The sequence below is a fragment of the Klebsiella sp. A52 genome (genome assembly GCF_018388785.1).
Taxonomy (GTDB): domain Bacteria; phylum Pseudomonadota; class Gammaproteobacteria; order Enterobacterales; family Enterobacteriaceae; genus Klebsiella; species Klebsiella aerogenes.
In genome coordinates this window covers 1,393,351-1,416,955 of sequence record NZ_CP074437.1, presented here as the reverse complement: position 1 = coordinate 1,416,955, position 23,605 = coordinate 1,393,351, and the positions used below count along the sequence as shown (strand labels likewise).

Below are 23,605 nucleotides of genomic sequence, written 5' to 3'. Positions count from 1 at the left end.
CTGCGCATATAGTTGACTGAAGCGAAAAGTGAAGGAGAAGCGCCATGAAAGCGTGTTGGATGTTGTGTCTGGTTACTGCCCTTAGCGCCAGCGCGGCGTGGGCCGAATCGCCGCTGCAAAGCCTGCAGTTTGAGCAGCAAAAACAGCAGGTGTTGAAAGCGGTGAAGGAAAAATGCGCCCCGGCGAGCACCCTCAGCGATAACGATTTCGCCAATAAAATCCTCGCCTCGAAAGACAACCAGAGTTACGTTCGCGAAGCGACGCTGGCGAAAGAGCGCAATAATCAAAAAGGCTATCTGGCCGCCATTGATAAAATTCGCTGCCCGGGTAAATAACCCGCAGTGATGCAGGCGGATATTCATATGTTTAAAGTACTACCCCTCCGCCTGCAGCACTGTCACGACGTGGCGCTCAGCATGAGCAAAGCCAGCACTATGCAGTTGCAACAGTTGAAGGCACAGCTTGCCGCAGAAATGGGGGCGCCTGTAGGAATCCATACCATGGGGATCCCGGCAGCATTTAGCACGCTCGGAATAACTATCAGTCTTGCTATTCCGCAGTTGTGGTTAGGCTACTGCATCCTGAGCGTACTCCATCAGCCTGCCGAAAGCGTGTTTGCGTGGGTAGTGCTGATTTCGTTGCTGATCGCTGGTATCAACGGCATCACGATGTTTATGATCGGCAAAGGCAGCATGCGCGCCGTGCGAGTGCATATTATGTTAGCGGTGATGAGTCTGGTATTAACGGTGGTCTACCTGCTTTACGCACTGAGTGACGCCTCTTACCCGGGAGTTAATCTAACAGCGGCACTGGTGGGCGCCATTATGTTGCTGCTCAGCGGCGTCTGTATCCATTCCACCGCCTTTTATAAGATGCTGTTGTTCACGCTGCATAACCGCGCGTGGCGCCAGTTAATCAAACTCACGCGCTAAATGCGCGACCCGTAACCTGGCCCGATATTAGGGAATAATTAAGTCGCCGCGCAGCAGGCTGCCGCCGGGCTGCGGGCTTTTGCCGATCAGCCAGTTGACGATCCGCGAAGCCATCGCATCCATCGAATACTCAATCGCCGGGATGGTTGGAATACCCGGCATCTGCAGCGAACCCGCGAGACTGAAGACCATCACCTTTTCCGGCACCGCGCGGTTAAACGCCTGCAGCTGCGGCACTACCCGCTGCGCCTGCAGTTCATCGCTCACCAACAGCGCATTAAAGTTCAGGGTAGTGGCGTTATTCATCAGCTCCTGCACCGCCACCGACGACGAGGCGCAGTCCAGGAAGACCAGGTTGCGATTAAACGGCAGGAAGTTCTTCTCCAGCGCATGCTTATAGCCCAGCAGCACCTGGTCGGCAAAGCCGCTCCCCTGCGGATGGATCAGCGCAATCTGCCGCCGCCCCTGATTAATCAGATAATGACAGGCGGTTTCCGCGGCGAAGGCGTGATCGAACTGAATACTGTTCTCGCCATCGCTTTCCAGACAATCAATCAGCACCACATCGGGGCGCTCGATCTGCAGCGGAAAGCGCGCGCCGATGATCAGCACGTCATCGCACAGGCCACAGGTAAGTTCATCCAGCGCACTTAATACGTCGCCGCGGTTATTGGCGAAGCGCAGCAGTAGATGTTTCTGATGCTGGCTGAGCTGTTTTTCCAGGGCGTAGAGATAGCTGGTGGTCTGATTGATGTTGTCCTGCGCGCAAATCACGCCGATACAGCCCGTCGACTGGCTCAGTAAGGATTGGGCAATCATATTAGGCCGGTAGTTAAGCGTTTCCGCCGCCTGGAGCACCGCCTGGCGGCTGGCCTCTTTTACCCCGCGCGAACCGCTCAGCACGCGCGAAACCGTGGCTTTCGATACCCCGGCTAACCGTGATACGTCATTGATTGTCGACATCTTTTTTCCCCTGGCAGGCGCGGTTAGGCCCCTGTAACGCTGTGTCCTGAATCGCTTCAATTATAACCAGCGGCAGTATAGCCGTTTCCTTTTTTATTTGGAAACCGATTTTCCATTTTGGCAAAAAACCACGCCAAATAGACATTATTTTGTGAGCAAAATCTAATTAGTAAGGCCACTAACGATGAGTTATTGACCGCGCTCACAGTTCTGTTTTTTATAAATGGAAACCGGTTTCCGTCTGATATCAAATCATCCTCGCAATAACTTTTTACATATGAGGAAAGCCGTCGATGTACAAGATTATGCTGTGCTGCTCCGCCGGAATGTCCACCAGCCTGCTGGTGAGGAAAATGGTGGATGCCGCAAAGGAACGCGACCTGCCGGTGCAGATTGACGCCTATGGCGTTGCCGAATTTGATATGCAGTTTCCGCAATACCAGGTGGTGCTGCTTGGCCCGCAGGTCAAATACATGCTGAAAATGCTTAGCGAGAAAGCCGCTCCCCTGAATATTCCCGTCCAGCCTATCGATACGATGGATTACGGAATGCAGCGGGGAGATAACGTTCTGAATCATGCCCTGTCGCTGATCGCCGCGGCGCACTAAGAGGTGTTCAAATGAGTTCTCTGTATCAGTCGATGATTGCCGTGATCGAGCAGTCTATTACTCCGCTGGCAGGACGCCTTGGGCAACAGAAATATGTTATCGCCATCCGCGATGGCTTTACCGCCGCATTGCCGTTCATGATCATCGGCTCTTTCATGCTGGTATTTATCTTTCCGCCTTTCTCGCCGGAGACCACGAACGGCTTTGCCCGCGGCTGGCTGGATTTTTCCCAGCAGTACCGTGAACAGCTGATGTTGCCGTTTAATCTCAGCATGGGCGTCATGACCTTCTTTATCTCGGTCGGCATCGGCGCCAGCCTCGGACGCCAGTTCCAGCTCGATCCGGTCATGTCAGGCCTGCTGGCGTTTATGGCCTTCCTGCTGGTCGCCGCGCCCTATGCCGATGGCAAAATTTCTACTCAGTATTTATCCGGCCAGGGCATTTTCACCGCGCTGATCACCGCCATTTACTCCACCCGCGTTTACGCCTGGCTTAAGCAAAACAACGTGACCATTCGCCTGCCGAAAGAGGTGCCGACCGGCGTCGCCCGTTCATTTGAGATCCTCATTCCGGTACTGGTGGTCATCGGTACTCTGCATCCGCTCAACCTGTTCATTGAAGCGCAAACCGGCATGATCCTGCCGCAGGCGATTATGCATCTGCTGGAACCGCTGGTCTCCGCTTCCGATTCGCTGCCGGCGATTCTGCTGTCGGTGCTGATGTGCCAGATTTTCTGGTTCGCCGGTATTCACGGCTCGCTTATCGTCACCGGCATTATGAACCCGTTCTGGATGGCCAATCTGTCGGCAAACCAGGTGGCGCTGGCGGCCGGCGCGGCGCTGCCGCACGTTTACCTGCAGGGCTTCTGGGATCACTATTTGCTGATTGGCGGCGTCGGTTCGACCCTGCCGCTGGCCTTCCTGCTGCTGCGTAGCCGGGTCACGCATCTGCGGACTATCGGCAAAATGGGCATCGTGCCGAGCTTCTTTAATATCAACGAACCGATTCTGTTCGGCGCGCCGATCATCATGAACCCAATGATGTTTATCCCCTTCGTCTGCGTGCCGATGGTTAACGCGGTGCTGGCTTACGGCGCAACCCGTCTTGGCTGGCTGAGCCAGGTGGTGTCGCTGACGCCGTGGACGACGCCCGCGCCGATTGGCGCCTCGTGGGCGGCTAACTGGACCTTAAGCCCGGTGGTGATGTGCGTTATCTGCATGGTGATGTCGGCGGTGATTTATCTGCCATTCCTGCGTGCCTATGAGCGTTCATTAATAAAGAATGAAGTGGAAAAGGCGAAAAGCGTCGCACCTGTCGCCGGAGCCGTTAGCCAGTAATTATTGTCTTACCTGAAAATATGAATTTATGCGGAAAAGGGATTTTCGCCAAATGACCTGATAATAAACTCAATAACCTCAGGAAATATTATGATCTATTTTCTAATAAATTAATCCATCTGTATTAGTCGTTAAATTTCGCCACTGAGAATAAGATATTTATTCTCCGGCGTAGCTGTACCCTGAAAAAAACAAATCAGCTTATTTTGGTTATTTTTATTTTAACCAGAATGGGGCGGTTATTGTCTGCATATATTAATTATTAAAGTGAGATAACCATGAATACAGTTAAAAAGCTGCCATTAGCCATGGCGGTTATCGCCGCGCTGTGCCCAATTTCCGTACTGGCGCAGGAGTTTACCCAGGAGCAGATCGACGCCATCGTCGCGAAAGCCGTCGATAAAGCGCTGGCCGACCGCCAGGCCAAAATCGACGCCGCGGCCAATAAAAAAGTCGACGTGATGACCAACCCGCAAACCACCGCGGCTTCGCCGGATCTGGCGATCCCTTTCGGCCTGAAATTTAGCGGTTACGCCCGCTATGGCGCCCACTTCCAGACCGGCGACCAGAAATATGTCGGCGTCGACGGCTCCTATAACGGCGCCTCGGCGATCGGCCGTCTCGGCAACGAAAGCAACGGCGGCGAATTCCAGATCAGCAAAGCGTTCAAAAGCGCGCAGGGGGCCATCTGGGATCTCAACGTCATGTTTGACCACTGGAGCGACGAGGTTAACCTGAAAAAAGCCTACGTCGGCGTCACCAACGTCCTCGAATCTAACCCCAACGCCTATATCTGGGCCGGCCGCGACTTCCACCAGCGCCCGCAACAGGGGATCAACGACTACTTCTGGATGAACCACGACGGCCAGGGCGCCGGGGTGAAGAACTTCGATATCGGCGGCGTGCAGTTCGACGTGGCGACGGTGTCGCAGGTGAAATCCTGTAGCCCGGAAGTGATGGCCGACGAGACCAACCCGTCGCGCATCACCTGTACCGGCAGCTCCGATACCGGCGACAACGGCCACTACGCGTTGACCACCAAAACCCACAACATCAAGGCCGGGCCGATCGACGTCGAGGTATATGCCAACTACGGCTTTGACTCAAAAGCGGTGGACAGCGACGCGCGCCTCGATGCCTGGCAGGGCGGGCTGGTACTGAGCCATAGCAACGACAGCGGGGTGAACAAAGTTATTCTGCGCTACTCCGACAACTCGGATAACAGCGTCTATAACAAGACCGACGACCTGACCACGGTCTATGCCAGCTTCGAGGGTAGCCATAAATTCACCCAACAGGCGCAGATCGAGTATCTGCTGGCCTTCCACGACTACGACAACGGCAAGGACAATACCGATAACCGTAAAAACTACGGCGCGATCGTCCGGCCGATGTACTTCTGGAACGACGTGCACTCGACCTGGCTGGAAGCGGGCTACCAGCGCGTTGACTACGACCAGGGCGGGGATAACCACGGCTGGAAGCTGACGCTATCGCAGAACATCGCCATCGGCATGGGGCCCGAGTTCCGCCCGATGCTGCGCTTCTATGTGACCGGCGGCCAGGTGGATAACGAGCACACCGCGAAGGTCAACGACACCAGCGACGAGCGGCTGGATTCGTTAAACATCGGCGGCATGTTTGAGGCATGGTTCTGAGGCAATAACCTGTGTCCGCATTTATGCCGGATGGCGGCATAAATGCCTTATCCGGCCTACGGTCCGTGCGGCCTGCCTTTAATTTATTCACCATGCTGGCTGAAACTGCCGGTGTTGGCGGCCTCAAAATCCCCGGTGGCGCTGCCGCTTACCGGGGCTACAGCGCTGAGGCAATCCGATTCCCGGCTGGCGCTACGCTGAGCCGGGCTACAGCTCCGGGTACAAATTATCTCTGGCTTAATCGGCGGGCGATGCGCTCAAGCTTCATCATCAACAGCAGCGTGACGCCCACCAGCACAATGGTCAGCGCCGAGCCATCGGCGATATTACCGCGATCGGTGAGGCTGAAAATGGTCACCGGCAGCGTCGTCCAGCCCGGCGGATAGATCATCACCGTTGCCCCTAGCTCTCCCATCGACAGCGATAGGCTCAGCGCCAGCGCTGAAATCATCCACGGCGTCATCAGCGGCAGCGTCACATGGCGCAGGCGATACCACGGCGAAGCGCCCAGGCTTGAGGCGACGTTTTCAATATCGGCGGAAATCCGCGCCAGCCCGGTCGTTACGTTGCTGAAGGTAAAGGCGGAAATCAGTACAAAGTGCGCCGCCAGGACGATCCAAAAAGTACCGTTCATCTGCAGCGGTCCCTGACTAAATGCCACCAGAATGCCCAGCCCGACGGAAACCGAGGGGATAGCGCTGGGCAGATAAAACGCCAGGCCAAGATATTTCTGTAGCGTCGCGCCATACTGGCGCAGCGCCAGCGCCGCCCACATCCCACACAGCAGCGCCAACAGGCTGGCGCAGAAGCCCACCATCAGGCTCGAAAACAGCGAATCCCACGCCGCGCCGCGAAAGGCGTTAACAAAGTGGGCAAAGGTAAAGCCGGTGGGCAGCAGGCCGTTCCATTGTTTACTCAGGCTGGAGAGTAAAATCACCGCCAGCGGCAGCAGGAAAACGCCGGCAAATAGCGTCACCGCCAGCGCGCCCGCCGTCGCGCGGCCTTTACGCGACCAAATCAACATCGTTAACTCCTTACGCCAGTGCGCGCCGCCGCCAGCCGATAGAGCATAAACAGCCCCAGCGACAGCAGAATATTAATCAGCGCAATCATGCAAGCCACGCTGTAATCCGACTCCAGAATCGCCTTGCTGTAGACCATCATCGGCAGGGTATTAACCCCTTTGGCGCCAATAAACAGCACGATACCGAACTCGTTAGTGGTCAACAGCAGGCACAGGCTGCCGCCCGCCATCAGCGCCGGTAGCGCCGCCGGGAAGATAACCTGGGTAATCACCCGTAACGGGTGAGCGCCGAGAATACTCGCCGCTTCCAGCTGGCTCTTATCTATCTGCCGCAGTCCGGCCATCAGCGGGCGCATCACCAGCGGCGTAAAGACGGTAATCTCCGCCAGAATCACGCCGTTAATCGAATAGAGAAAGTCTACCGGCGGCAGTTCAAAAGCAAACAATGCCATCAGGGTGCCGTTGAGCAGCCCCGCCGAGCCGTAAATAAAGGTGAACGCAAGAGTGATAAGAAAGGTCGGCAGCGCAATAAAAGTATCAATGACCCGGCTCACCAGTTGGCTGCCGGGGAACGGAATAAATACCAGAATCAGCGCCAGCACGCTGCCGAGTACCAGGCAGCCAAGGGTAGCGAACACCGCAATCTGTAAGGTATTGAGCAGCGCGCCAATAAAGCGTTTTGAGTCAATCACCTGCCTGAAGGTCTCGAGGCTCAGGTTGCCGCTGGCGTCGCGTAACGCCTGTTCGGCGATCAGCAGTAGCGGATAGAAAAATAGCGTCGCCAGCACCAGCAGCGGCAATGCCAGCCACAGGTAAGGCCGTAAGTTTCGCGCCGGACGCGCAAGCGTTAGGGTTTGCGCCATCATTGCACCTCGATCAGAACCGCATCGCCAGGTTCGAAGTAGAGCGCCAGCTTGTCCCCCGCGCGCGGCAGCGGGTTCACGTGGGTCATGACGATCCGCACCGCTTCGCCGGCAACATCGCACAGCAGATGCGTCAGATCGCCCTGCCAGTGTACCGAGGTCAGGGTGGCGTTGAGACGATTACTGGTTGCCGATCGCGGCGCCAGGCTCATGTGCTGCGGGCGAATGCATAACAGCTTGTTGTTGCCATGCAGGCCGCCCCGGCTGAAGGCGTTAATCAGGCCGCCGCCGCAGCTCACGCTAACCAGTCCCGGCTCGGTGCTATCCTTCAGCGCCGTCGCCTGCAGAATATTAGCGCGGCCGAGGAATTCGGCGCTAAAGCGGTTCGGCGGATAGTGGTACAGCTCGTGCGTTTCACCGTGGGCAATCAGCGAACCGTCTTTCATGATGCCGATTTTATCCGCCAGGGTCAGCGCTTCGGTCTGATCGTGGGTGACGTAGAGAATGGTCAGTTCCGGCAGTTCGCGATGCAGACGGGCAATCTCTTCCACCATGTTATGACGAATTTGCGCATCCAGCGCCGACAGCGGTTCATCAAGCAACAGTACCCGAGGACGCACGGCAATCGCGCGGGCTATCGCGACGCGCTGCTGCTGGCCGCCGGAAAGCTGATGCGGGTAGCGGGTGGCGTAATCCGCCATACCGACGATTTTTAAGGCTTCAGCCACCCGCTCGGCGATAAGCGCCCTGGGCTGCTTTTGCGCCCGCAGGCCGAAGGCGACGTTATCTTCTACCTTCATATGCGGAAACAGCGCGTAGTTCTGCACCACCATCGCCAGCCCGCGTTGATACGGCGGCAGCTGGGTGACGTCAGTATCGCCGATCACAATCCGACCGCCAGCCGGTTGCACAAAACCGGCGATCGCCCGCAGCACCGTGGTTTTCCCGGAACCGGAAGGGCCTATCAGCGCCAGTACCTCACCGGGTTCAATGGTCAATGACAGCGGTTTTAAGACCACGTTGCCGTGGTATGAAACGCGCAGCGAGTCCAGGGTGATCCCGGAAGTCCCCGCCAGCGACGGGGAGGAAGTGACGGTGGTTTTCATCAACATCAGGCTTACTCGCTATCGGTCACTTGGTGCCAGCGGGCAATGTCAGCCGACAGCGATACCGCGACATCATCCCAGTTCGGCTCCCAGCTCTTCACGCCATCGAGCGCCGCTTTCGCCGCCTTAAAATTAGCGTCATCCGGCGCCACGTCGCTGCGTACCGGTAGGCCCCAGGAGCGCGCGCTGACGCTGGATTGCGCCGGTTTATCCAGCAGGAAATTGATCAGCTTCTTGCCGTTTTCGCTGTTCGGCCCGTTCTGCACCAGCCCGATGGTGTAGGGCAGCGCCAGCGCGCTGCGCTCGCCTTTGTCATCCGCCGGCCAGAAAATTTTAACGTTCGGGTTACGCGCCATCTGCGACAGGTTCATCTGCAGATCGCCATTGGCGACGTACAGCTCGCCTTTGTTGACCAGCGCCGTCAGCTTGCCGGTCGAGGCCGATGGGCCAACATTATTGGCCTGTAGCTTACCCAGATACGCAAAACCGGCGTCTTTACCGCCGAGGCTGTGGAACGCCTGCAGCATCACCGCGGTACCGTCGCCCGCCTGCCCCGGCGTGGAGTACTGCAACTTGTTCTTGTAGCGGCTATCCAGCAGATCCTGCCAGCTGGCCGGCGCGCTTTTCAGCAACTGGCTGTTATAGATAAAGGTCAGATAGTTATTCACCAGCGGCGCGTAACGGTCGTTAGCGCCGGGGATCTGCGCGCTACCCTGCGGGGTAAAGGTTGCCAGCAATTGCTCTTTCGCGGCGCGCTGGATAAACGGCGGCACCGTAACCAACACGTCAGCCTGCGGATTGGTACGCTCCTTCGCCAGACGTTCCACAATCGCGCCGGAGCCGCCTTCCACATACTGCACTTTGATGCCCGTCGCTTTGGTGAAGGCGGCGAACTGGCTCTGATACCAGCTGTTATCGCCGTCATGCAGGCCGTCGGCGGAGTAAACCGTGACGACGCCGTCCGCCCAAACCGGAGAGCTGGTCAGCGCGAACAGGGACAGCAGAGCAAGTCGGGAGAGTTTCATCGTTTAAGCCTCATCGGATAGTCAGTTATTCTGGTGTAGACCAGATTTGCCTTCACGCTACCGGGGGTTTATGACAAAACGATGAAAGAAGTGTGTCGAAAGAGTTAAAACGAGGGGAAGTTCGTAGCCCCGGCACGCGCTAGCGCCCCGGGGAGATCAAAAAATTTAACCAATAAAATCAATGGGTATCGACTTCGATCCGCAGGCTGTCATGCCGCCAGTATTCAATATCGTAATCGAGAATACGCCCGTGCTGATCGTAATTCAGCCGGCGCAACAGCAGCGCCGGGCGCCCTTCCATCACCCCCAACGCCTCTGCGGCCTGCGGCGGCATTGAGGTGGGATAAAACGACAGATGCATACTGGTATAGATCAGGTCGTACTGTGTTTGATAAATCTCGGTCAGACTGCCGTTGAGATCGTGGCGCAGCAGCTCAGGCACCCGCGCGGGCAGACAGTGGTTTTCGCAGTAGCACACCGGCCGGCCGTCGGCATAGCGCAGCCGGGTCAGCAAATAGACCTGATCGAAGGGCTGCAGCGCCAGCGGCGCCATCACATCCAGCGGCACGGCAGCCAGGCGGCCATCAAGCAGCACCGTTTTCGGCTCGCGCCCCTGCTCGAGACACAGCTTGTGGAAGTTGGTGTTCTGCGTCGGATCCAGCCATAGACGCTCCGGCGTCACAAACCAGCCGCGGCGGTCGGCGCGGTAAATCACGCCGCTGGCCTCCAGCTGCGCCAGGCTCTCACGCACCGTAATCCGGGTCGTGTTGAACAGCGCGCACAGCTCGCGCTCGGAAGGCAGCTTGTCACCGCTTTTCAACGCGCCGTTTTGAATACGCGCCTGCAGCTGCGCCTTAATCATCAGGTATTGCGGCATCTCGCCAGAGGGTGATTTCATGTTTACTCACTGCCACTTTTCGTGCGCTCATTATACATAGCCAGATGAATTTTTTGTTGCAGCGCCACATTTCCTTTGACCCTGCCCCGGCTTTGTCTCCATGATAAATGCAAATCTGGTATAGACCAAATGGTGAGACAAATGACTTCACGGAACTACCTGCTGCTGACCCCCGGCCCGCTAACCACCTCCCGTACGGTGAAAGAGGCGATGTTGTTCGATAGCTGTACCTGGGATGATGATTACAATCTCGGCGTGGTACAGACCATTCGCCAGCAGCTGGTACAGTTGGCTACCCCGGCCGACGGTTTTACAGCGGTGCTGCTGCAGGGTAGCGGCAGCTACGCGGTCGAAGCGGTACTCGGCAGCGTCATCGGCGAACAAGGCAAAGTGCTGATCGTCAGCAATGGCGCCTATGGCGCGCGTATGATTGAGATGGCGCAAATGATGGGCATCGCCTGCCACCCTTACGACTGCGGCGAAGTCTCCCGTCCGGACGCGGCGGCGATCGAACAGATCCTGCAGAACGACCCGGCGATCACCCATATCGCGATGGTACATAGCGAAACCACCACCGGCATGCTGAATCCGATCGAAGAAGTGGCCGAACTGGCGAAACGGTACGATAAACGCTATATCGTCGATGCGATGAGCAGCTTTGGCGGCATTCCGTTGGATATCGCCGCGCTGAATATTGATTACCTGATAAGCTCCGCCAACAAATGCATTCAGGGCGTACCGGGCTTTGCCTTCGTGATTGCCCGCGAAGCGGAGCTGGCCGCCTGCAAAGGCCGTTCACGCTCGCTGTCTCTGGATCTGTACGCCCAGTGGCGCTGCATGGAAGATAATCATGGCAAGTGGCGCTTCACCTCGCCGACGCATACCGTGCTGGCCTTCGCCCAGGCGCTGAAAGAGCTAGCGCAGGAAGGCGGCGTCAGCGCCCGCCATCGGCGTTACCGCAACAACCAGCGCCGGCTGGTCGCCGGAATGCGCGCGCTCGGCTTCCGGCCGCTGCTCGACGATAGCCTGCACTCGCCGATTATTACCGCCTTTTATTCACCGGATGCGCCGCAGTACCGCTTTCACACCTTCTACCAGAAGCTGAAAGATCAGGGCTTCGTTATCTATCCGGGCAAAGTATCGCAAAGCGACTGCTTCCGCATCGGCAACATTGGCGAAGTCTACGACGCCGATATCACCGCCCTGCTGGCGGCTATCGACAACGCCATGTACTGGAAACAATAAGGAACCGCCATGAACCGTATTAGCGCACTGATCCTTGACTGGGCAGGCACCACCGTAGACTTCGGCTCTTTTGCCCCGACGCAAATTTTCGTCGAGGCCTTCCGCCAGGCCTTCGATATTGAGATCACCCTTGAAGAGGCCCGCGTGCCAATGGGGCTTGGCAAGTGGCAGCACATTGAGGCGCTGGGCAAACTCCCTGCTGTCGATAGCCGCTGGCAGGCCAAATTTGGCCGCGCGATGACTGCCGCCGATATCGATGCGATCTATGCCGCGTTTATGCCGCTACAAATCGCTAAGGTTGTCGATTTTTCCACACCGATTGCCGGCGTTGTCGACACCCTCGCCGCGCTACGCGCCGGGGGTCTGAAGATTGGCTCCTGCTCGGGTTATCCGCGCCCGGTGATGGAAAAGCTGGTACCGGCCGCCGCCGCCCAGGGCTACGCCCCGGACCACTGGGTCGCCACCGATGATCTTGCCGTCGGCGGTCGTCCGGGGCCGTGGATGGCGCTGCAAAACGTGATTACCCTGGGCATAGACGATGTGGCCCACTGCGTGAAGGTCGACGACGCCGCACCGGGCATCAGCGAAGGGTTACATGCCGGGATGTGGAGCGTCGGCCTGGCGGTGTCCGGTAACGAATTCGGCGCTACCTGGGAGGAGTACCAGACGATGTCGAAAGAGGAAATCGCCACCCGTCGCGAGCGGGCGGCAGGCAAACTGTATGCCGCCGGGGCTCACTATGTGGTTGATACCCTGGCGGATCTGCCGGAAGTGATTGCCGACATCAACGCCCGGCTGGCAAAAGGCGAACGGCCGTAAGCGGGTTAATTCACCTTCACTTTGGTCGTCACCAGCAGGCCGGTAAACAGCATTAATATTCCTGACAACACCAGCGGCGACAGCAGCCCTAAGTGGTCGAGCGCAACGCCGCCGACCGCGGCGCCGCAGGTGTTGGCAAGCTGGATCACCGCCACCTGAATCGACCCGGCTTTTTCCGCCTGATCGGAGAGAGAACGGGTGATCCACGTTGACCACCCCACCGGGATCAGCGCAAACGCGAAGCCCCAGATAATCGCCACCGTCGAGGCGACGATTTTGCTTTCTCCCCACAGTACCAGCGCCGCCGCGCAGGCGGTCAGCACCAGCGGCGAAATCGCCAGCGCCGCTTTGACCGAGCGCTTCAGCACCACCGAGGAGAGCGAGGTGCCGATAAAGCTGGCGATACCAAAGCTCAGCAGCACCAGCGTCAGGCCGTCGACGTCAAAACCGGCGAGTGTCATGTATACCGGTCGAATATAGGTAAAGAAGGCGAACTGTCCGGCAAAGGCCATGAAAATGGCGCACATCCCGGCCATCACCCCCGGACGCTTCAGCAGACCAAACATATTTTGCTGCTGAGCCGCCGATTCACCCGGCAGCGACGGCAGCGCTTTCAGCACCCAGAGCGTACACAGCACGCCCATCACCGCCGCGCCGTTAAAGACGTTGCGCCAGCCGATAAGCCCGCCAAGGAAACTGCCCAACGGGGCGGCGATCACCAGCGCGATTGATACCGCGCCGAAAATAATTGATAGCGCTTTCGGCACCACGCGCATCGGCACCAGACGCATGGTCAGCGATGCCGACATCGCCCAGAAACCGCCGAGCGCCAGGCCCAAACAGGCGCGCCCCAGCAGTAGCAGGGTGAAGCTATCGGCAAACGATACCAGCAGGCAAGAAAGGGTCAGCAACAGCGAAAACAGGATAACCACGTAGCGGCGATCGGTTTTACCTATCACCGTGGTGATAAACAGGCTGGAAAACATCGCGACGAATGCCGTCGTCGTCACCGACTGCCCGGCCATCCCTTCGGAGATGCCTAAATCCAGCGCCATCGGCGTTAACAGGCTGACCGGCAAAAACTCGACGGTAATCAGGCAGGCGACGCAGAAAGCAACCGCGAAGACCGCCGACCAGTTTGGCCGCGCGAGATCGCGTGCATGGGGTTTGGTTTCATTTGAATGACTCATGAGTGACCTGCGAAGAAAGTGGCGGAAAGCTGCGCAGTGTAACATTTTGTATGTGACGTACTTAACGTTTTCGCAACTCTTCTCGCTTTTCATAACGTAATATAAAAGCGTAGCCTGAGAATACAGGCCTCGTCATTCTGCCGGATGGCGCTTACGCTTATCCGGCCTACAAGTGACGAGTGCGTAAACCGTAGGCCGGATAAGGCGCAGCCGCCATCCGGCACACAAAAGCGATTAACCACAGGCCGGATAACAATGAGATCAGTGCAGCCAGTGCACGCCGTCTTCCGGGAGAAACAGGTCGTTATAGCGCTGCTGTAGGTTATGTAAATCGCTCACATCCGGGTCCAGTTCGCGCAGAAAACCTTGCGCCAGGCGGATCTGCGCGTCGGTAATCGGCGCCGCTAATCGCGCTTTTTGCATCAGGCGATACCAGTAATGCAGGTTTTTTTCGCTGGCGTCGACAATCGCAACCTGCCAGATGAGCAGCACCTGCGCGGCATTCTGCAGATGTGCTTCGTTCGGCCGCTCCAGGTAACGCAAATACTCATTACCGGCGGTTTTTCCCAGCTGATCGATCATCGATTCCAACGGAACTGGCGTAATGCCAAGGCGTTCGCTCAGGCGACGAATCGCGCGGCGTGAATCAGAGGTAAGCACCCGAAATCCCACAACAAATACCACTACCAGGGTGGCCAGTCCTATCCAGATCATGCATCCTCTCATCCAATCGCAGCCTCACTATCATAATGGGAATTTGCCTGCTGTCGACTGTCGGACGAACCATAATGTGACTTATCGCGTTACTTTATAGTTTTAACGAATTAATCAATCATACTGACATAAAGAAACAATATATTAAAAACAAATATTCGCATTAATGTAATTAGCTTAATCTATGAATTGCTATTTTTGAACTGTAATAATTAAGCATGTTATCCTTTTATGAATTCACTACCCTTATCAAGCAACGGAATGCATATGCTCCCGATCCAGAACCATTATTTAGCAAAGCAAATTACCGATACGGAACTTAAAAACCTTATCGCAGAGACTCCAGGCGATACAAATAAGTTAACGCATGCGGGGAAATTATCCTATGTTAATGATGACTATTGTGAAATCACTCGCAATCACTCTTCATTTTATGGGATGAACATTCTCTATATCATTATGCTATTACCTTTGGTTATTTTATCATGTTTGGGAATCATTATGTTTTTATACTATATGATTTTCGATTTCAAAAGTTACGCGGCTTTTTTTTGGCAAGAGAAAAGTGAACTCCTGCTAACACTCACTATCCACTTTGGCGTCATTATTATATTGACCATAGCTTATTTCTCCTCATTTGCAGTAAATTACTGCTTCTTTTCGCCACGACATTACCCAATTCGTTTTAATCGAAAAACAGGAAAGGTTTATATTTGCGAATACGTTTTTTTTGTGCTACTCCAAAGACCGAACCGCAACTATAAAGCCAGAACCCGCTTTCCATTCTATAAACGGACCCGGCCAGAATACAAAGAATTCTCCTGGGATTCTATAAAAGGCTATTATGATTTTTATCAGCAAAGGTCGTGTATTTGCTGCCATGTTTATCAAAATGAAAACATTGCCGACACATTTACGCTTATTTCAGAAAAAACTATTATTGAGTCTGAATATTTTAATAACTATAAACTCTGGGCTTGGATTAACCGCTATATGGATTTCAAAGACGAGATGTTAGATATGACCGTCAATCCTAACGTGGGTATTTACGGGCGCAAAGTCGAATGGCCGGAGGCGATGCTTAAAAAATCTACCGCGTCATCGTTAGAAGAATATGAAAAAATCGCCGACTAATTTAATGCGTTTGCCGCCCAGAAAACCCTATAAAAAAGCCCGGCGCAATGGCCGGGCAAGGTTACCAAATACCTGGTGAATCAGGCAGTCTGCAAAACTCGATTCTTTTTCTCGCGGCGAATTTTACGCTCTTCGAAGATAGCCACGATGGCCATCAGGCAGATACAGCCGATGGCGGCGGCGTCCAGCGCCGCAAAGGTGCCGGCCCAGCCGGTCAGACCGAAGACCGGCGTGCCGTCGGCGATCATCCCGAGCCCCAGTTTGGCGAAGCTATCGCCGATCAGATAGGCGAAGGTGCCCTTGATTCCATCGGCGGCGCCGATCGCTTTTTTCGGCACAAAGCCGACGGCGGCGACGCCGATCAACAGTTGCGGACCAAACACCAGGAAGCCCAGCGCAAACAGTGAGGCCAGATAGACATACTGGTTGCTGGCGTGTTGATAAACCCCGAGAGTGGCGATAATCAGCGCCAGCGCGACGCAGGCTACCAGCGCGCGGCGGCCATTGGCCAGATCCGACAGCCAACCCCACAGCAGCGTGCCAACCAGTGCGCCGACTTCAAACAGAGTAAAGCCCTGAATCGCCACCTCTTTAGACAGCTTCAGCTCCTGGAAGGCATAGACGGTGGACCACTGATCGATGCCGATACGTACCACGTAGAGGAAAATGTTGGAGAAACACAGCAGCCAGATCACTTTGTTTTTCAGCACGTACTCGACAAAGATTTGCCATTTGGTCATCGCGTTCTCTTCGGTTTCTTTGTCCTCTTCGCTGATCGCTTCGCCAAACAGCTCCTCCGCCGTGCCGAGGCCGTAGGATTCCGGAGAGTCGCTACCGTAGCGCAGGCCAATAAAGCCAACGATCAGCGCAATAATCGACGGGAAGATAAACATGCCTATCACATGGCCGTCGAACAGATAGTTGGCGCCAAACAGCGCCACGCCCGCCGCGCCCGCGCCGCCGAGGTTGTGGGAGATATTCCAGAAGCCGAGGAAGGTGCCGCGTTTGCGTCTGGGCGTCCACTTGGTGATGGTGGAATAGCTGCACGAGCCGCCGGTGCTCTGGAAGAAACCGCTCAGCGCATAGAAGGCGATCATCAGGAACAGGCTGGTTGAGCCCGCCCCCATGCTGGCGCTAAAGCCCAGCATACAGATGGCGGAGAGGATCAGCATAAACGGCAGGAACTGCTTGGTGTTTTTACCGTCGGCATAATAAGAGACCAGCGTCTTGCCCACGCCGTAGGTAATGGAAAAGCCCAGGCCAATCATCCCCAGTTGCGTCATGCTCAACCCGTAGGTGGAGATCATGTCGTTCTGAGCGATGTTAAAGTTCTTGCGGATCAGATACATGGTCAAGTAGCCGATGAAGACCACCAGGTAGGACTGCATGAAAGGTTTGAACCACATTTTGCGCCGCACGTCGAGCGGCAGATCCAGGGTCGGCTTGCGCACCTGATTCAGAAAGGCCAGCATGGGTATCTCCTGAGCTGATTTTTTATGCCTGCGTAATAACCAGGCATTGTAAAAACCAGCGCGCCGTCTGGCCTGAGACGGCGTCCAGGTGAAACCAGGAAAATTTCTTAGTTTTGCCCCGTTCGCGGCGAAAGGGTGAGCTACATCACGCTTCGCTGGCGGTACGCGGCGCCTGCGCGTTTAAAAACGGCAGCAGCAGCAGCGCGGAAATGCCGGCGGCAATCGCAATCACCACGAAGAATCCGGTCCAGTGCCAGATATCCATCACCTGCGCCAGCGGCCAGCCGGAAAGCGAGGCGCCAAGATAAGCGAACAGGCCGACAAACCCGGTCGCCGCCCCGGCGGCTTCTTTATGCGAACATTCCGCCGCCGCCATGCCGATCAGCATCTGCGGGCCGAAAACGAAGAACCCGGTGGTGAAGAAGCAGGCCGCCTGCATGACGTAGCTGGCAAACGGCATCAGCCACAACCCGCCAACCGACAGCAAAATTCCGGCGGCGAAAATCAGGTTCATCGGCCCGCGATTGCCGTTAAACAGCTTATCCGAGCCCCACCCCGCCACCAGCGCGCCGATAAAACCGCCCAGCTCAAACATGGTCACCGCCGAGTTAGCGGTCACCAGATCGACGCCTAGCGTCTCCGACATATACAGATTGCCCCAGTCGTTAATCGCCGCCCGCACCACGTACACCAGCACATAGCACAGCGATAACAGCCAGATATAGGGATTGGCCAATACGTAGCGGGTCAGGATCTCTTTGCGCGTCAGCCCTGCGCCTTCCTGCTGCTGGGCGATTTCCAGCGCATCGTGACGCCAGTCGCCTACGGCGGGTAACCCCACCGCCTGCGGGCGATCGCGCAGCCGCCAGCACAGATACAGTCCGGCGAGGATCGCCAGACAGCCGGCAATCGTCATCCCCGCACGCCAGCCGTAGTGCAGCGCCGCCGCCCCCACGACCATCGGGATCAGCGCGCCGCCGACGTTATGCGCGGTATTCCACAGCGCCCACCAGCCGCCGCGTTCGGTCCGCGAATACCAGGCGGTCAGCAGCCGGGCGCACACCGGCGAGCCCCAGCCCTGGAAGAAGGCATTCAGCGCCCATAGCAGCGCGAAAGCCCACAGCGAGGTGGAAAAACCGAACAGAATATTCACCACCCCGGTGGCGATGAGTCCCAGCCCCATAAAATAGCGGGCGTCGGAGCGGTCGCTGACGATACCGGAGAAAAATTTCGACAGCCCGTAAGTGATGTAAAACAGCGTGGCCAGCAGGCCGATATCGCTGCGGGTCAGCACATTGCTGGCCAGAATTTCAGGTACCGCGGCATTAAAGCTTTTGCGGGTGAAATAAAATAGCGCGTAACCAAGCCAGATAGTGAGCAGAATATGTCGACGCCAGTAACGATAACGCTGGTCCAGCTCGCGTTTATCACTAATTGGCGCGGCGTCCGGCGGCGCTTTTAAAAAGGCAAACATCGGCGCTCCTTTCAGGCGTAACGCAGCGGTAGATTGACGCACACGCGGGTACCGTGTGTGCAGGAGATAGTTAACGTACCGCCCAGCGCGGTCACGCGTTCACGCATGCCGGTCAGGCCGAACCCCTGCAGATTCGAACCCGGCGGCAGGCCGCAGCCGTCATCCTCCAGCACCAGCATCAATCGCCCATCCTGCTGCCAGCCCTGGAGGGTGACGGCGCTGGCGCTGGCGTGCTTGACGATATTATTCAGTCCCTCCTGGCAAACGCGAAACAGCGTTACGCGCTGGTTTTCGCTCAGCCCCGCCTCGTTAATCCGCCATTCAAGGTGGCTGACGATGCAGCGGTCTTCCAGTTCCATTTCGCGCATCAACGAACGTATCGCCTGTTCAAGCGGCAGATCGTCAAGCTGGCGCGGACGCAGACGACCAAGCAGTCTTCGCACGGAGTCGTAAACCCCCAGCGATAGCTGTTCTATCAACTGACCGCTCTGCCGTACGCTACCGTTGTGTGGCGCCAGACGCTGCACGATCCCCGCCTGGGTGCGAATTGCCGTGATAGTCTGGCCAATATCATCGTGGAGCTCGCGCGCCACGTCGCGCCGCACGCTCTCTTCCGTTTCCAGCAGGCGTTCCGCCAGCCGCCGATTACGCGCCAGCTCGTTCTGTAGCGACAGGTTAAGCTCGCGCAATCGCTGGATCCCCGCTCCCAGCAGCAGTCCGGTCAGGCTCTGGGCCAGCAGGGAAAGCAATAAATCAACCGGGTGATCGTGCCAGGTCTGGCTGGCAATCAGCGCGATGGCGTTCATCAGGGTGGCGATCAGCGCCCCCTGCCAGCCATAGTGCCAGGCGAGAGCGATAATCGGCAGCGCCAGACAAAAAGGGGTAAAGCGGGAGAGTTCGGCGGGCAACCCGAGCTGTAGCCACAGGCTGACGGTAAAGAGCAGCAGGTACCAGATCAGATGTCGGCCACGCCAGTTAACCGGCTGCGACACCAGCGACGGTCCCAGCGGCCGCCAGACGGTGCTGGTAAGATAGTGCCAGATAACCAGGCACGTCGGCGCCAGCGTCAGGCCGCCGGTCAACGTCAACAACAGCGCGGTCAATCCTTCGCTCCCTTGCGCCAACCACGGCAGCGATTGCAGCAGCGAGGCGGCGATCAGCGCCCCGCCCTGGCGCAATAATGTCAGCCAGTCGCGCTGATGGCGATAGCGTGAAATCAACGCTACCGGCAGCAGGGTCAGCAGACTTCCGGTCATCAATATTATAGGGTGCGCCAGCGCCACTTCCTGCGCCAGCCAGAAGATAAGCAGCCACTCGGCTCCCAGCAGCACCGGCCAGTAGCCACGCGGGCACTGCAGCATCAGCCCTAAACGCAGGCCAAAGGGAAACAGCAGCACCGCCAGGTCCGCGCGTTCCACCAGATGCAGACTGATGCTCCACAGGCAGAACCAGGCGGCTGAGAAGATAAAGGCGCAGCCGATCACCGACAGCAATCGTGAGACGACGGCCTTCATTGCCAGCTATCGAACATGCGGCGCGCCAGCTCAACGTCGTTACTGACGCCCAGTTTTTCCAGCAGGTTGGCGCGGTGAACGTGAACGGTTTTCGGCGATAGGCCAAGCTCGGCGGCGATCTCTTTCACCGCCATGCCCTGCGCCAGCTTTTCCGCCACCTGGCGTTCACGTTTGGTGAGCGGATCCTGGCGCCCTGCAGCCAGCTTCATGGCGATATCCGGCGTGAGATAGCAACCGCCCGCCGCCACCGTGCGGACCGCGGCGATAAGTTCATCCGGACTGCAGCGTTTCGACAGGAAGCCGCGCGCGCCGGCGTTCAGCGCCTGCTCGATCAGCGCTGGGCTATCGTGCACCGACAGCATGATGGTCGCCATCCCCTTCGGCAATTGGCTTAGCAGCTCCAGCCCGGAAATATCCGGCATTGAGATATCGCAGATACAGACCTGTACACCGCGCCCCGGTAGCCCCGCCAGCGCCTCCCGTCCACAGCCGAATTCAGCGACAACCTGAAAATCAGCTTCCAGCCCCAGCAGCTGAGCAAAACCGGAGCGGACAATCAAATGATCGTCAATAAGGGCGATGGTAGTCATGGTGTTTCCTGGTGCCTGAAAGCGCCGGATGGCGGCGTAAACGCCTTATCCGGCCTACGGATTCACTCCCTGTAGGCCGGATAAGCGCAGCGCCATCCGGCAAAGGCGCTTACCTTAGCGGTAAGCGCGTAGCTGTTCAAGCCTTGAGCGTTATTCGAAGAACACCGCAATTTTGTTAAACATGGTGGGATCGGACTGGTTACGCGCCACGTTGGTGACATCTTCCAGCTTTTCAATCTGGCTAATCATCTGCCCCAGCCGCTGGTCATCATTTACCAGCAGCCAGATGCGGCTGTGCTCGCTGCCCTGGATCGGCAAGCAGAGAATGCCTTCAACGTTAAACGCGCGGCGGGCAAATAGCCCGCAGACGTGGGTCATGACGCCAGGGTGGTTGCGGACGGTGAGTTCCAGAATGACGTTATCGTGTTGCTTTTGCATGGCTTATTCCCCCACCATCTCAGTATTGGCCGCACCCGGCGGTACCATCGGATACACTTTCTGCTGCGCGTCGATACGCACGTGGATCAGCGCCGGACCTGGGCGGTCGATAATCGCCTGCAGCGCCGCCTGCGGATCTGATTCGTTATTTAAATCACAGGTTTGCAGACCAAAACCGGCAGCGATCTGCATAAAGTTAATCATCCCCGGATAGGTCGCGGCGAAGACGCCCTGCTGATAGAACAGGCTCTGCTGCTGATGCACCAGCCCCAGCGCTTCGTTGTTCATCAGGATGATTTTTACATCCAGCTGATTTTCGGCAGCGGTGGCCATCTCCTGAATATTCATCATCAGGCTGCCGTCGCCAGAAAAGCAAATAACCTTACGCTGTGGATTGGCCAGCGCCGCGCCGATGGCCGCCGGCAGGCCGAAGCCCATGGTACCGAGACCGCCGGAAGTCAGCCACTGGCGCGGACGGTTGAGCGGATAGGCCTGCGCCGTCCACATCTGATGCTGGCCAACGTCGGTGGTGATGATCGCCTCATCGTCAACGCAGGCGGCCACGGCGTTAATCAGGCCGTAATGGGAGAGCGGATCGCTTTCCTGCGGGATGGTGCAGGGGAATTCTCTTTGTAAATCAACCACCAGCTGGCGCCACTCATCACGCGGCTGCGCTTCAATCTGCGGAATAAGCTGGGCTAAGACCTCCGCCACATCGCCCTGAATCGCTACGTGCGGTTGCTTAATTTTGCCCAGCTCCGAGCGGTCGATATCGACGTGAATAATCTTCGCGTTCGGGCAGAACTGCTCGGTCTTGCCAATCGCCCGGTCATCAAAACGCGCACCTAAAACAATCAGTAAGTCAGCTTCTTGCAGAATAAAGTTAGTGCTGCGCGCGCCGTGCATCCCCAGCATGCCCAGCGACAACGGATGCGCCTTCGGCAGCATACCCAGCGCCATTAAGGTCATGGTGGTCGGCAGGTTGGCTTTTTCCGCCAGGTCCCGAATCGGCTGCGGCGCGTTAATCACGCCGCCGCCCAGATACAGTACCGGGCGTTTCGCCGCGTTGATCATTGCCGCCGCTTCACGCACGCTTTCAGGCGCGAATGCCGGTGCCGGGGCGCGCTCGCCTGGCTCAGGCAGCGTTTCCAGTTCAATCGTCGCCGACTGTACGTCCTTAGGAATATCTATCCACACCGGCCCGGGGCGCCCGGACTGGGCAATACGGAAGGCGTCGCTCATCACCTGCGGCAGCTCGGCGATGTCGCGCACCAGGTAGTTATGCTTGGTGATGGGGATAGAAATGCCGTAGGTATCGACTTCCTGGAAGGCATCGGTGCCAATCATTGAGGCCGGAACCTGGCCGGTGATGCAGACCAGCGGAATAGAATCGAGGCGGGCATCGGCGATGGCGGTAATCAGGTTGGTGGCGCCCGGGCCGCTACAGGCCATGCAGACCGCGGGTTTACCTTCGGTACGCGCCATCCCCTGAGCGATAAAACCCGCCCCCTGCTCGTGGCGCGCCAGAATGTGGCGGATCTGCGTGCTTTGGCTCAAGGCATCGTAGATGGGCAGGATGGAGCCGCCCGGAATGCCGCTGACCATAGTGATACCCTGGCGTTCCAGTAAATGAACAACCAGCTGCGCGCCGGTAAAGCGCATTGTGTTTGATGTGGTGCCCGAACTTGCCATGCTCCAGTCCTTTTATTCTGGGCCGACTTTACCGGGGGGCTCGCCAACAAAAAACCCCGCTCGGTTTGCGCCGGCGGGGTTTGGAATTCGTGTTGTTCCGGACCCTACGGCGCATTGCCGACGACGACCACCACAGACACGACGACCACCGCGGCAGGCGCGGTTTTTAGTAGGGTCGAAGTCATCATGGCAGCGTTCATTAGGGACCTGTTGTGTCGAAAAATAAGCTGAATTTATACAAACACAGGTTTTGCGTTTTCACAATGGATTTATTTTCATCCACGAGAATTTGCGCGAAAGATCACAATTCGCGACATCAGCGGCAGAAAACAAAAAACCCCGCCGGAGCGAGGTTTTTATCAGCATTTTTACGGGTGGTAGCCGCAAGCACACTGTATTACGTCAACGACAAAAGTATACGCGATCGCTGCAATTCGCGCAATTTAAGGTCGAAATTTCTCTGTCATAGAGTATGGATGGCGGGTGCGAATTTGTCCAAAAAATACTGTTCATGCATACAGTATTTATCTATACTGGATGTGTTCACTTTGTGCCATTCGGGGGCCGCAAGTTTGACCGGCGCAACGAAGTCCTGGCTGAAACGGGTGGTGCCGTCAGTGCCTTAACCCCGAGAGAGCACACTGTGTTACGTCAACAATGCGTCGTGTCCGGCCCGTGCGGCCATCACTGCGCAACCCCTGTGAGAACAGGGATAAGCTGGCAACAGGCAGCGGAAAGGTACGTCAGCTTATTGTGCTCCTTAACCACAGGAGACGCGCGTATGGGCGGAATGGATATTATTATTTTAATCCTGAAACTCATGGTTGCTGTGTTGCAACTACTTGATGCAGTCCTGAAACAGTTCCGCTGATTCAGGTTCAAGTCGCACCTGAGGGGGGTGGGCAACCG

Annotated in this window: 24 protein-coding genes and 1 pseudogene; 10 read left to right on the top strand and 15 right to left on the bottom strand. The window is 56.8% G+C overall.

Features of this window, described 5'->3' with window-relative positions; genetic code table 11:
- The first annotated feature begins 44 nt into the window (after positions 1-44).
- Both KGA69_RS06580 and KGA69_RS06575 read left to right on the top strand, forming a co-directional pair.
- Positions 45-335 (top strand): YicS family protein, encoded by a 291-nt coding sequence (locus KGA69_RS06580; protein ID WP_045390509.1) that lies wholly within the window; start codon positions 45-47, stop codon positions 333-335.
- Positions 336-362: 27 nt separating this feature from the next.
- Positions 363-932, top strand: coding sequence for a hypothetical protein (locus KGA69_RS06575; protein WP_213292920.1), 570 nt, complete (start codon positions 363-365; stop codon positions 930-932).
- Between the two features lie 27 nt (positions 933-959).
- On the opposite strand, the gene KGA69_RS06570 is transcribed toward KGA69_RS06575, so the two are convergent.
- Positions 960-1,895, bottom strand: coding sequence for a LacI family DNA-binding transcriptional regulator (locus KGA69_RS06570; protein ID WP_032709465.1), 936 nt, complete (start codon positions 1,893-1,895; stop codon positions 960-962).
- 293 nt (positions 1,896-2,188) lie between these two features.
- On the opposite strand from KGA69_RS06570, the gene KGA69_RS06565 reads away from it, so the two are divergent.
- The 3 genes from KGA69_RS06565 to KGA69_RS06555 all read left to right on the top strand — a co-directional run bounded on the left by KGA69_RS06565 (position 2,189) and on the right by KGA69_RS06555 (position 5,498).
- Complete coding sequence (locus KGA69_RS06565; RefSeq protein ID WP_213292919.1) at positions 2,189-2,503, top strand: PTS sugar transporter subunit IIB; 315 nt, start codon at positions 2,189-2,191, stop codon at positions 2,501-2,503.
- Positions 2,504-2,514: 11 nt separating this feature from the next.
- A complete protein-coding gene (locus KGA69_RS06560; RefSeq protein WP_213292918.1) occupies positions 2,515-3,840 on the top strand; it encodes a PTS sugar transporter subunit IIC in 1,326 nt (441 codons plus the stop codon).
- Positions 3,841-4,118: 278 nt separating this feature from the next.
- Positions 4,119-5,498 (top strand): carbohydrate porin, encoded by a 1,380-nt coding sequence (locus KGA69_RS06555; protein WP_165430615.1) that lies wholly within the window; start codon positions 4,119-4,121, stop codon positions 5,496-5,498.
- Between the two features lie 226 nt (positions 5,499-5,724).
- On the opposite strand, the gene phnV is transcribed toward KGA69_RS06555, so the two are convergent.
- The 5 genes from phnV to phnR all read right to left on the bottom strand — a co-directional run bounded on the left by phnV (position 5,725) and on the right by phnR (position 10,414).
- The gene (gene phnV, locus KGA69_RS06550) at positions 5,725-6,522 is read right to left on the bottom strand and encodes a 2-aminoethylphosphonate ABC transport system, membrane component PhnV (protein ID WP_213292917.1); all 798 of its coding nucleotides are present in this window, start codon (positions 6,520-6,522) and stop codon (positions 5,725-5,727) included.
- A 2-nt stretch (positions 6,523-6,524) separates the two neighbouring features.
- Positions 6,525-7,385, bottom strand: coding sequence for a 2-aminoethylphosphonate ABC transporter permease subunit (gene phnU, locus KGA69_RS06545; protein ID WP_213293130.1), 861 nt, complete (start codon positions 7,383-7,385; stop codon positions 6,525-6,527).
- A complete protein-coding gene (gene phnT / locus KGA69_RS06540; RefSeq protein ID WP_045412616.1) occupies positions 7,385-8,497 on the bottom strand; it encodes a 2-aminoethylphosphonate ABC transport system ATP-binding subunit PhnT in 1,113 nt (370 codons plus the stop codon). Before phnT ends, phnU begins: the two co-directional genes overlap by 1 nt.
- A 5-nt stretch (positions 8,498-8,502) precedes the next feature.
- Positions 8,503-9,516: a 2-aminoethylphosphonate ABC transporter substrate-binding protein gene (gene phnS, locus KGA69_RS06535; RefSeq protein ID WP_045397823.1), complete on the bottom strand. Its 1,014-nt coding sequence runs from the start codon at positions 9,514-9,516 to the stop codon at positions 8,503-8,505.
- Between the two features lie 178 nt (positions 9,517-9,694).
- A complete protein-coding gene (gene phnR / locus KGA69_RS06530; RefSeq protein ID WP_045397821.1) occupies positions 9,695-10,414 on the bottom strand; it encodes a phosphonate utilization transcriptional regulator PhnR in 720 nt (239 codons plus the stop codon).
- Positions 10,415-10,555: 141 nt separating this feature from the next.
- Here phnR and phnW point away from each other — a divergent pair, with 141 nt between their 5' ends.
- Both phnW and phnX read left to right on the top strand, forming a co-directional pair.
- Entirely contained in the window at positions 10,556-11,659 is a 1,104-nt protein-coding gene (gene phnW, locus KGA69_RS06525; RefSeq protein WP_049059980.1) for a 2-aminoethylphosphonate--pyruvate transaminase, read from the top strand.
- 9 nt (positions 11,660-11,668) lie between these two features.
- On the top strand, positions 11,669-12,478 hold the full coding sequence (gene phnX, locus KGA69_RS06520; protein ID WP_213292916.1) for a phosphonoacetaldehyde hydrolase: 810 nt from the start codon (positions 11,669-11,671) through the stop codon (positions 12,476-12,478).
- Between the two features lie 5 nt (positions 12,479-12,483).
- Here the strand turns inward: phnX and nepI are convergent, their stop codons facing one another.
- Together nepI and KGA69_RS06510 are read right to left on the bottom strand one after the other, a co-directional pair.
- Positions 12,484-13,668, bottom strand: a complete 1,185-nt coding sequence (gene nepI / locus KGA69_RS06515) for a purine ribonucleoside efflux pump NepI (RefSeq protein WP_015369069.1) — start codon at positions 13,666-13,668, stop codon at positions 12,484-12,486.
- 261 nt (positions 13,669-13,929) lie between these two features.
- Positions 13,930-14,382 carry a DUF1198 family protein gene (locus KGA69_RS06510; protein ID WP_004901545.1) on the bottom strand — a complete coding sequence of 151 codons (453 nt, stop codon included), beginning with the start codon at positions 14,380-14,382 and terminating at the stop codon, positions 13,930-13,932.
- A 267-nt stretch (positions 14,383-14,649) separates the two neighbouring features.
- Here KGA69_RS06510 and KGA69_RS06505 point away from each other — a divergent pair, with 267 nt between their 5' ends.
- Positions 14,650-15,516 (top strand): DUF6708 domain-containing protein, encoded by an 867-nt coding sequence (locus KGA69_RS06505; RefSeq protein WP_213292915.1) that lies wholly within the window; start codon positions 14,650-14,652, stop codon positions 15,514-15,516.
- 80 nt (positions 15,517-15,596) lie between these two features.
- Here the strand turns inward: KGA69_RS06505 and uhpT are convergent, their stop codons facing one another.
- The 7 genes from uhpT to ivbL form a co-directional block, all read right to left on the bottom strand.
- Positions 15,597-16,988 carry a hexose-6-phosphate:phosphate antiporter gene (gene uhpT, locus KGA69_RS06500; protein ID WP_015369067.1) on the bottom strand — a complete coding sequence of 464 codons (1,392 nt, stop codon included), beginning with the start codon at positions 16,986-16,988 and terminating at the stop codon, positions 15,597-15,599.
- A gap of 145 nt (positions 16,989-17,133) precedes the next feature.
- The gene (locus tag KGA69_RS06495) at positions 17,134-18,462 is read right to left on the bottom strand and encodes an MFS transporter (RefSeq protein WP_213292914.1); all 1,329 of its coding nucleotides are present in this window, start codon (positions 18,460-18,462) and stop codon (positions 17,134-17,136) included.
- An 11-nt stretch (positions 18,463-18,473) separates the two neighbouring features.
- A complete protein-coding gene (uhpB, locus tag KGA69_RS06490; RefSeq protein WP_213293129.1) occupies positions 18,474-19,955 on the bottom strand; it encodes a signal transduction histidine-protein kinase/phosphatase UhpB in 1,482 nt (493 codons plus the stop codon).
- Positions 19,956-19,972: 17 nt separating this feature from the next.
- Positions 19,973-20,566 (bottom strand): transcriptional regulator UhpA, encoded by a 594-nt coding sequence (gene uhpA / locus KGA69_RS06485; protein WP_015369064.1) that lies wholly within the window; start codon positions 20,564-20,566, stop codon positions 19,973-19,975.
- A 150-nt stretch (positions 20,567-20,716) separates the two neighbouring features.
- A complete protein-coding gene (gene ilvN / locus KGA69_RS06480) occupies positions 20,717-21,004 on the bottom strand; it encodes an acetolactate synthase small subunit (protein ID WP_016162014.1) in 288 nt (95 codons plus the stop codon).
- Positions 21,005-21,007: 3 nt separating this feature from the next.
- Entirely contained in the window at positions 21,008-22,696 is a 1,689-nt protein-coding gene (gene ilvB, locus KGA69_RS06475; RefSeq protein WP_045397804.1) for an acetolactate synthase large subunit, read from the bottom strand.
- A gap of 104 nt (positions 22,697-22,800) precedes the next feature.
- Positions 22,801-22,896, bottom strand: coding sequence for an ilvB operon leader peptide IvbL (ivbL, locus tag KGA69_RS06470; protein ID WP_016162016.1), 96 nt, complete (start codon positions 22,894-22,896; stop codon positions 22,801-22,803).
- Positions 22,897-22,908: 12 nt separating this feature from the next.
- On the opposite strand from ivbL, the pseudogene KGA69_RS06465 reads away from it, so the two are divergent.
- Positions 22,909-23,077, top strand: a pseudogene (locus tag KGA69_RS06465) (hypothetical protein).
- 370 nt (positions 23,078-23,447) lie between these two features.
- The gene (gene tisB / locus KGA69_RS06460; RefSeq protein ID WP_004145059.1) at positions 23,448-23,567 is read left to right on the top strand and encodes a type I toxin-antitoxin system toxin TisB; all 120 of its coding nucleotides are present in this window, start codon (positions 23,448-23,450) and stop codon (positions 23,565-23,567) included.
- Positions 23,568-23,605 lie beyond the last annotated feature (38 nt).

Coding starts and splice junctions, on each gene's coding strand:
- uhpT (WP_015369067.1), bottom strand. CDS start 16,988: ATGCTGGCCTTTCTGAATCAGGTGCGCAAGCCGACCCTGGATCTGCCG.
- KGA69_RS06505 (WP_213292915.1), top strand. CDS start 14,650: ATGCTCCCGATCCAGAACCATTATTTAGCAAAGCAAATTACCGATACG.
- phnT (WP_045412616.1), bottom strand. CDS start 8,497: ATGTTGATGAAAACCACCGTCACTTCCTCCCCGTCGCTGGCGGGGACT.
- KGA69_RS06570 (WP_032709465.1), bottom strand. CDS start 1,895: ATGTCGACAATCAATGACGTATCACGGTTAGCCGGGGTATCGAAAGCC.
- KGA69_RS06510 (WP_004901545.1), bottom strand. CDS start 14,382: ATGATCTGGATAGGACTGGCCACCCTGGTAGTGGTATTTGTTGTGGGA.
- KGA69_RS06555 (WP_165430615.1), top strand. CDS start 4,119: ATGAATACAGTTAAAAAGCTGCCATTAGCCATGGCGGTTATCGCCGCG.
- ilvB (WP_045397804.1), bottom strand. CDS start 22,696: ATGGCAAGTTCGGGCACCACATCAAACACAATGCGCTTTACCGGCGCG.
- phnX (WP_213292916.1), top strand. CDS start 11,669: ATGAACCGTATTAGCGCACTGATCCTTGACTGGGCAGGCACCACCGTA.
- KGA69_RS06565 (WP_213292919.1), top strand. CDS start 2,189: ATGTACAAGATTATGCTGTGCTGCTCCGCCGGAATGTCCACCAGCCTG.
- KGA69_RS06580 (WP_045390509.1), top strand. CDS start 45: ATGAAAGCGTGTTGGATGTTGTGTCTGGTTACTGCCCTTAGCGCCAGC.
- nepI (WP_015369069.1), bottom strand. CDS start 13,668: ATGAGTCATTCAAATGAAACCAAACCCCATGCACGCGATCTCGCGCGG.
- phnW (WP_049059980.1), top strand. CDS start 10,556: ATGACTTCACGGAACTACCTGCTGCTGACCCCCGGCCCGCTAACCACC.
- phnU (WP_213293130.1), bottom strand. CDS start 7,385: ATGGCGCAAACCCTAACGCTTGCGCGTCCGGCGCGAAACTTACGGCCT.
- KGA69_RS06495 (WP_213292914.1), bottom strand. CDS start 18,462: ATGTTTGCCTTTTTAAAAGCGCCGCCGGACGCCGCGCCAATTAGTGAT.
- uhpA (WP_015369064.1), bottom strand. CDS start 20,566: ATGACTACCATCGCCCTTATTGACGATCATTTGATTGTCCGCTCCGGT.
- KGA69_RS06575 (WP_213292920.1), top strand. CDS start 363: ATGTTTAAAGTACTACCCCTCCGCCTGCAGCACTGTCACGACGTGGCG.
- ivbL (WP_016162016.1), bottom strand. CDS start 22,896: ATGAACGCTGCCATGATGACTTCGACCCTACTAAAAACCGCGCCTGCC.
- phnS (WP_045397823.1), bottom strand. CDS start 9,516: ATGAAACTCTCCCGACTTGCTCTGCTGTCCCTGTTCGCGCTGACCAGC.
- phnV (WP_213292917.1), bottom strand. CDS start 6,522: ATGTTGATTTGGTCGCGTAAAGGCCGCGCGACGGCGGGCGCGCTGGCG.
- phnR (WP_045397821.1), bottom strand. CDS start 10,414: ATGAAATCACCCTCTGGCGAGATGCCGCAATACCTGATGATTAAGGCG.
- KGA69_RS06560 (WP_213292918.1), top strand. CDS start 2,515: ATGAGTTCTCTGTATCAGTCGATGATTGCCGTGATCGAGCAGTCTATT.
- ilvN (WP_016162014.1), bottom strand. CDS start 21,004: ATGCAAAAGCAACACGATAACGTCATTCTGGAACTCACCGTCCGCAAC.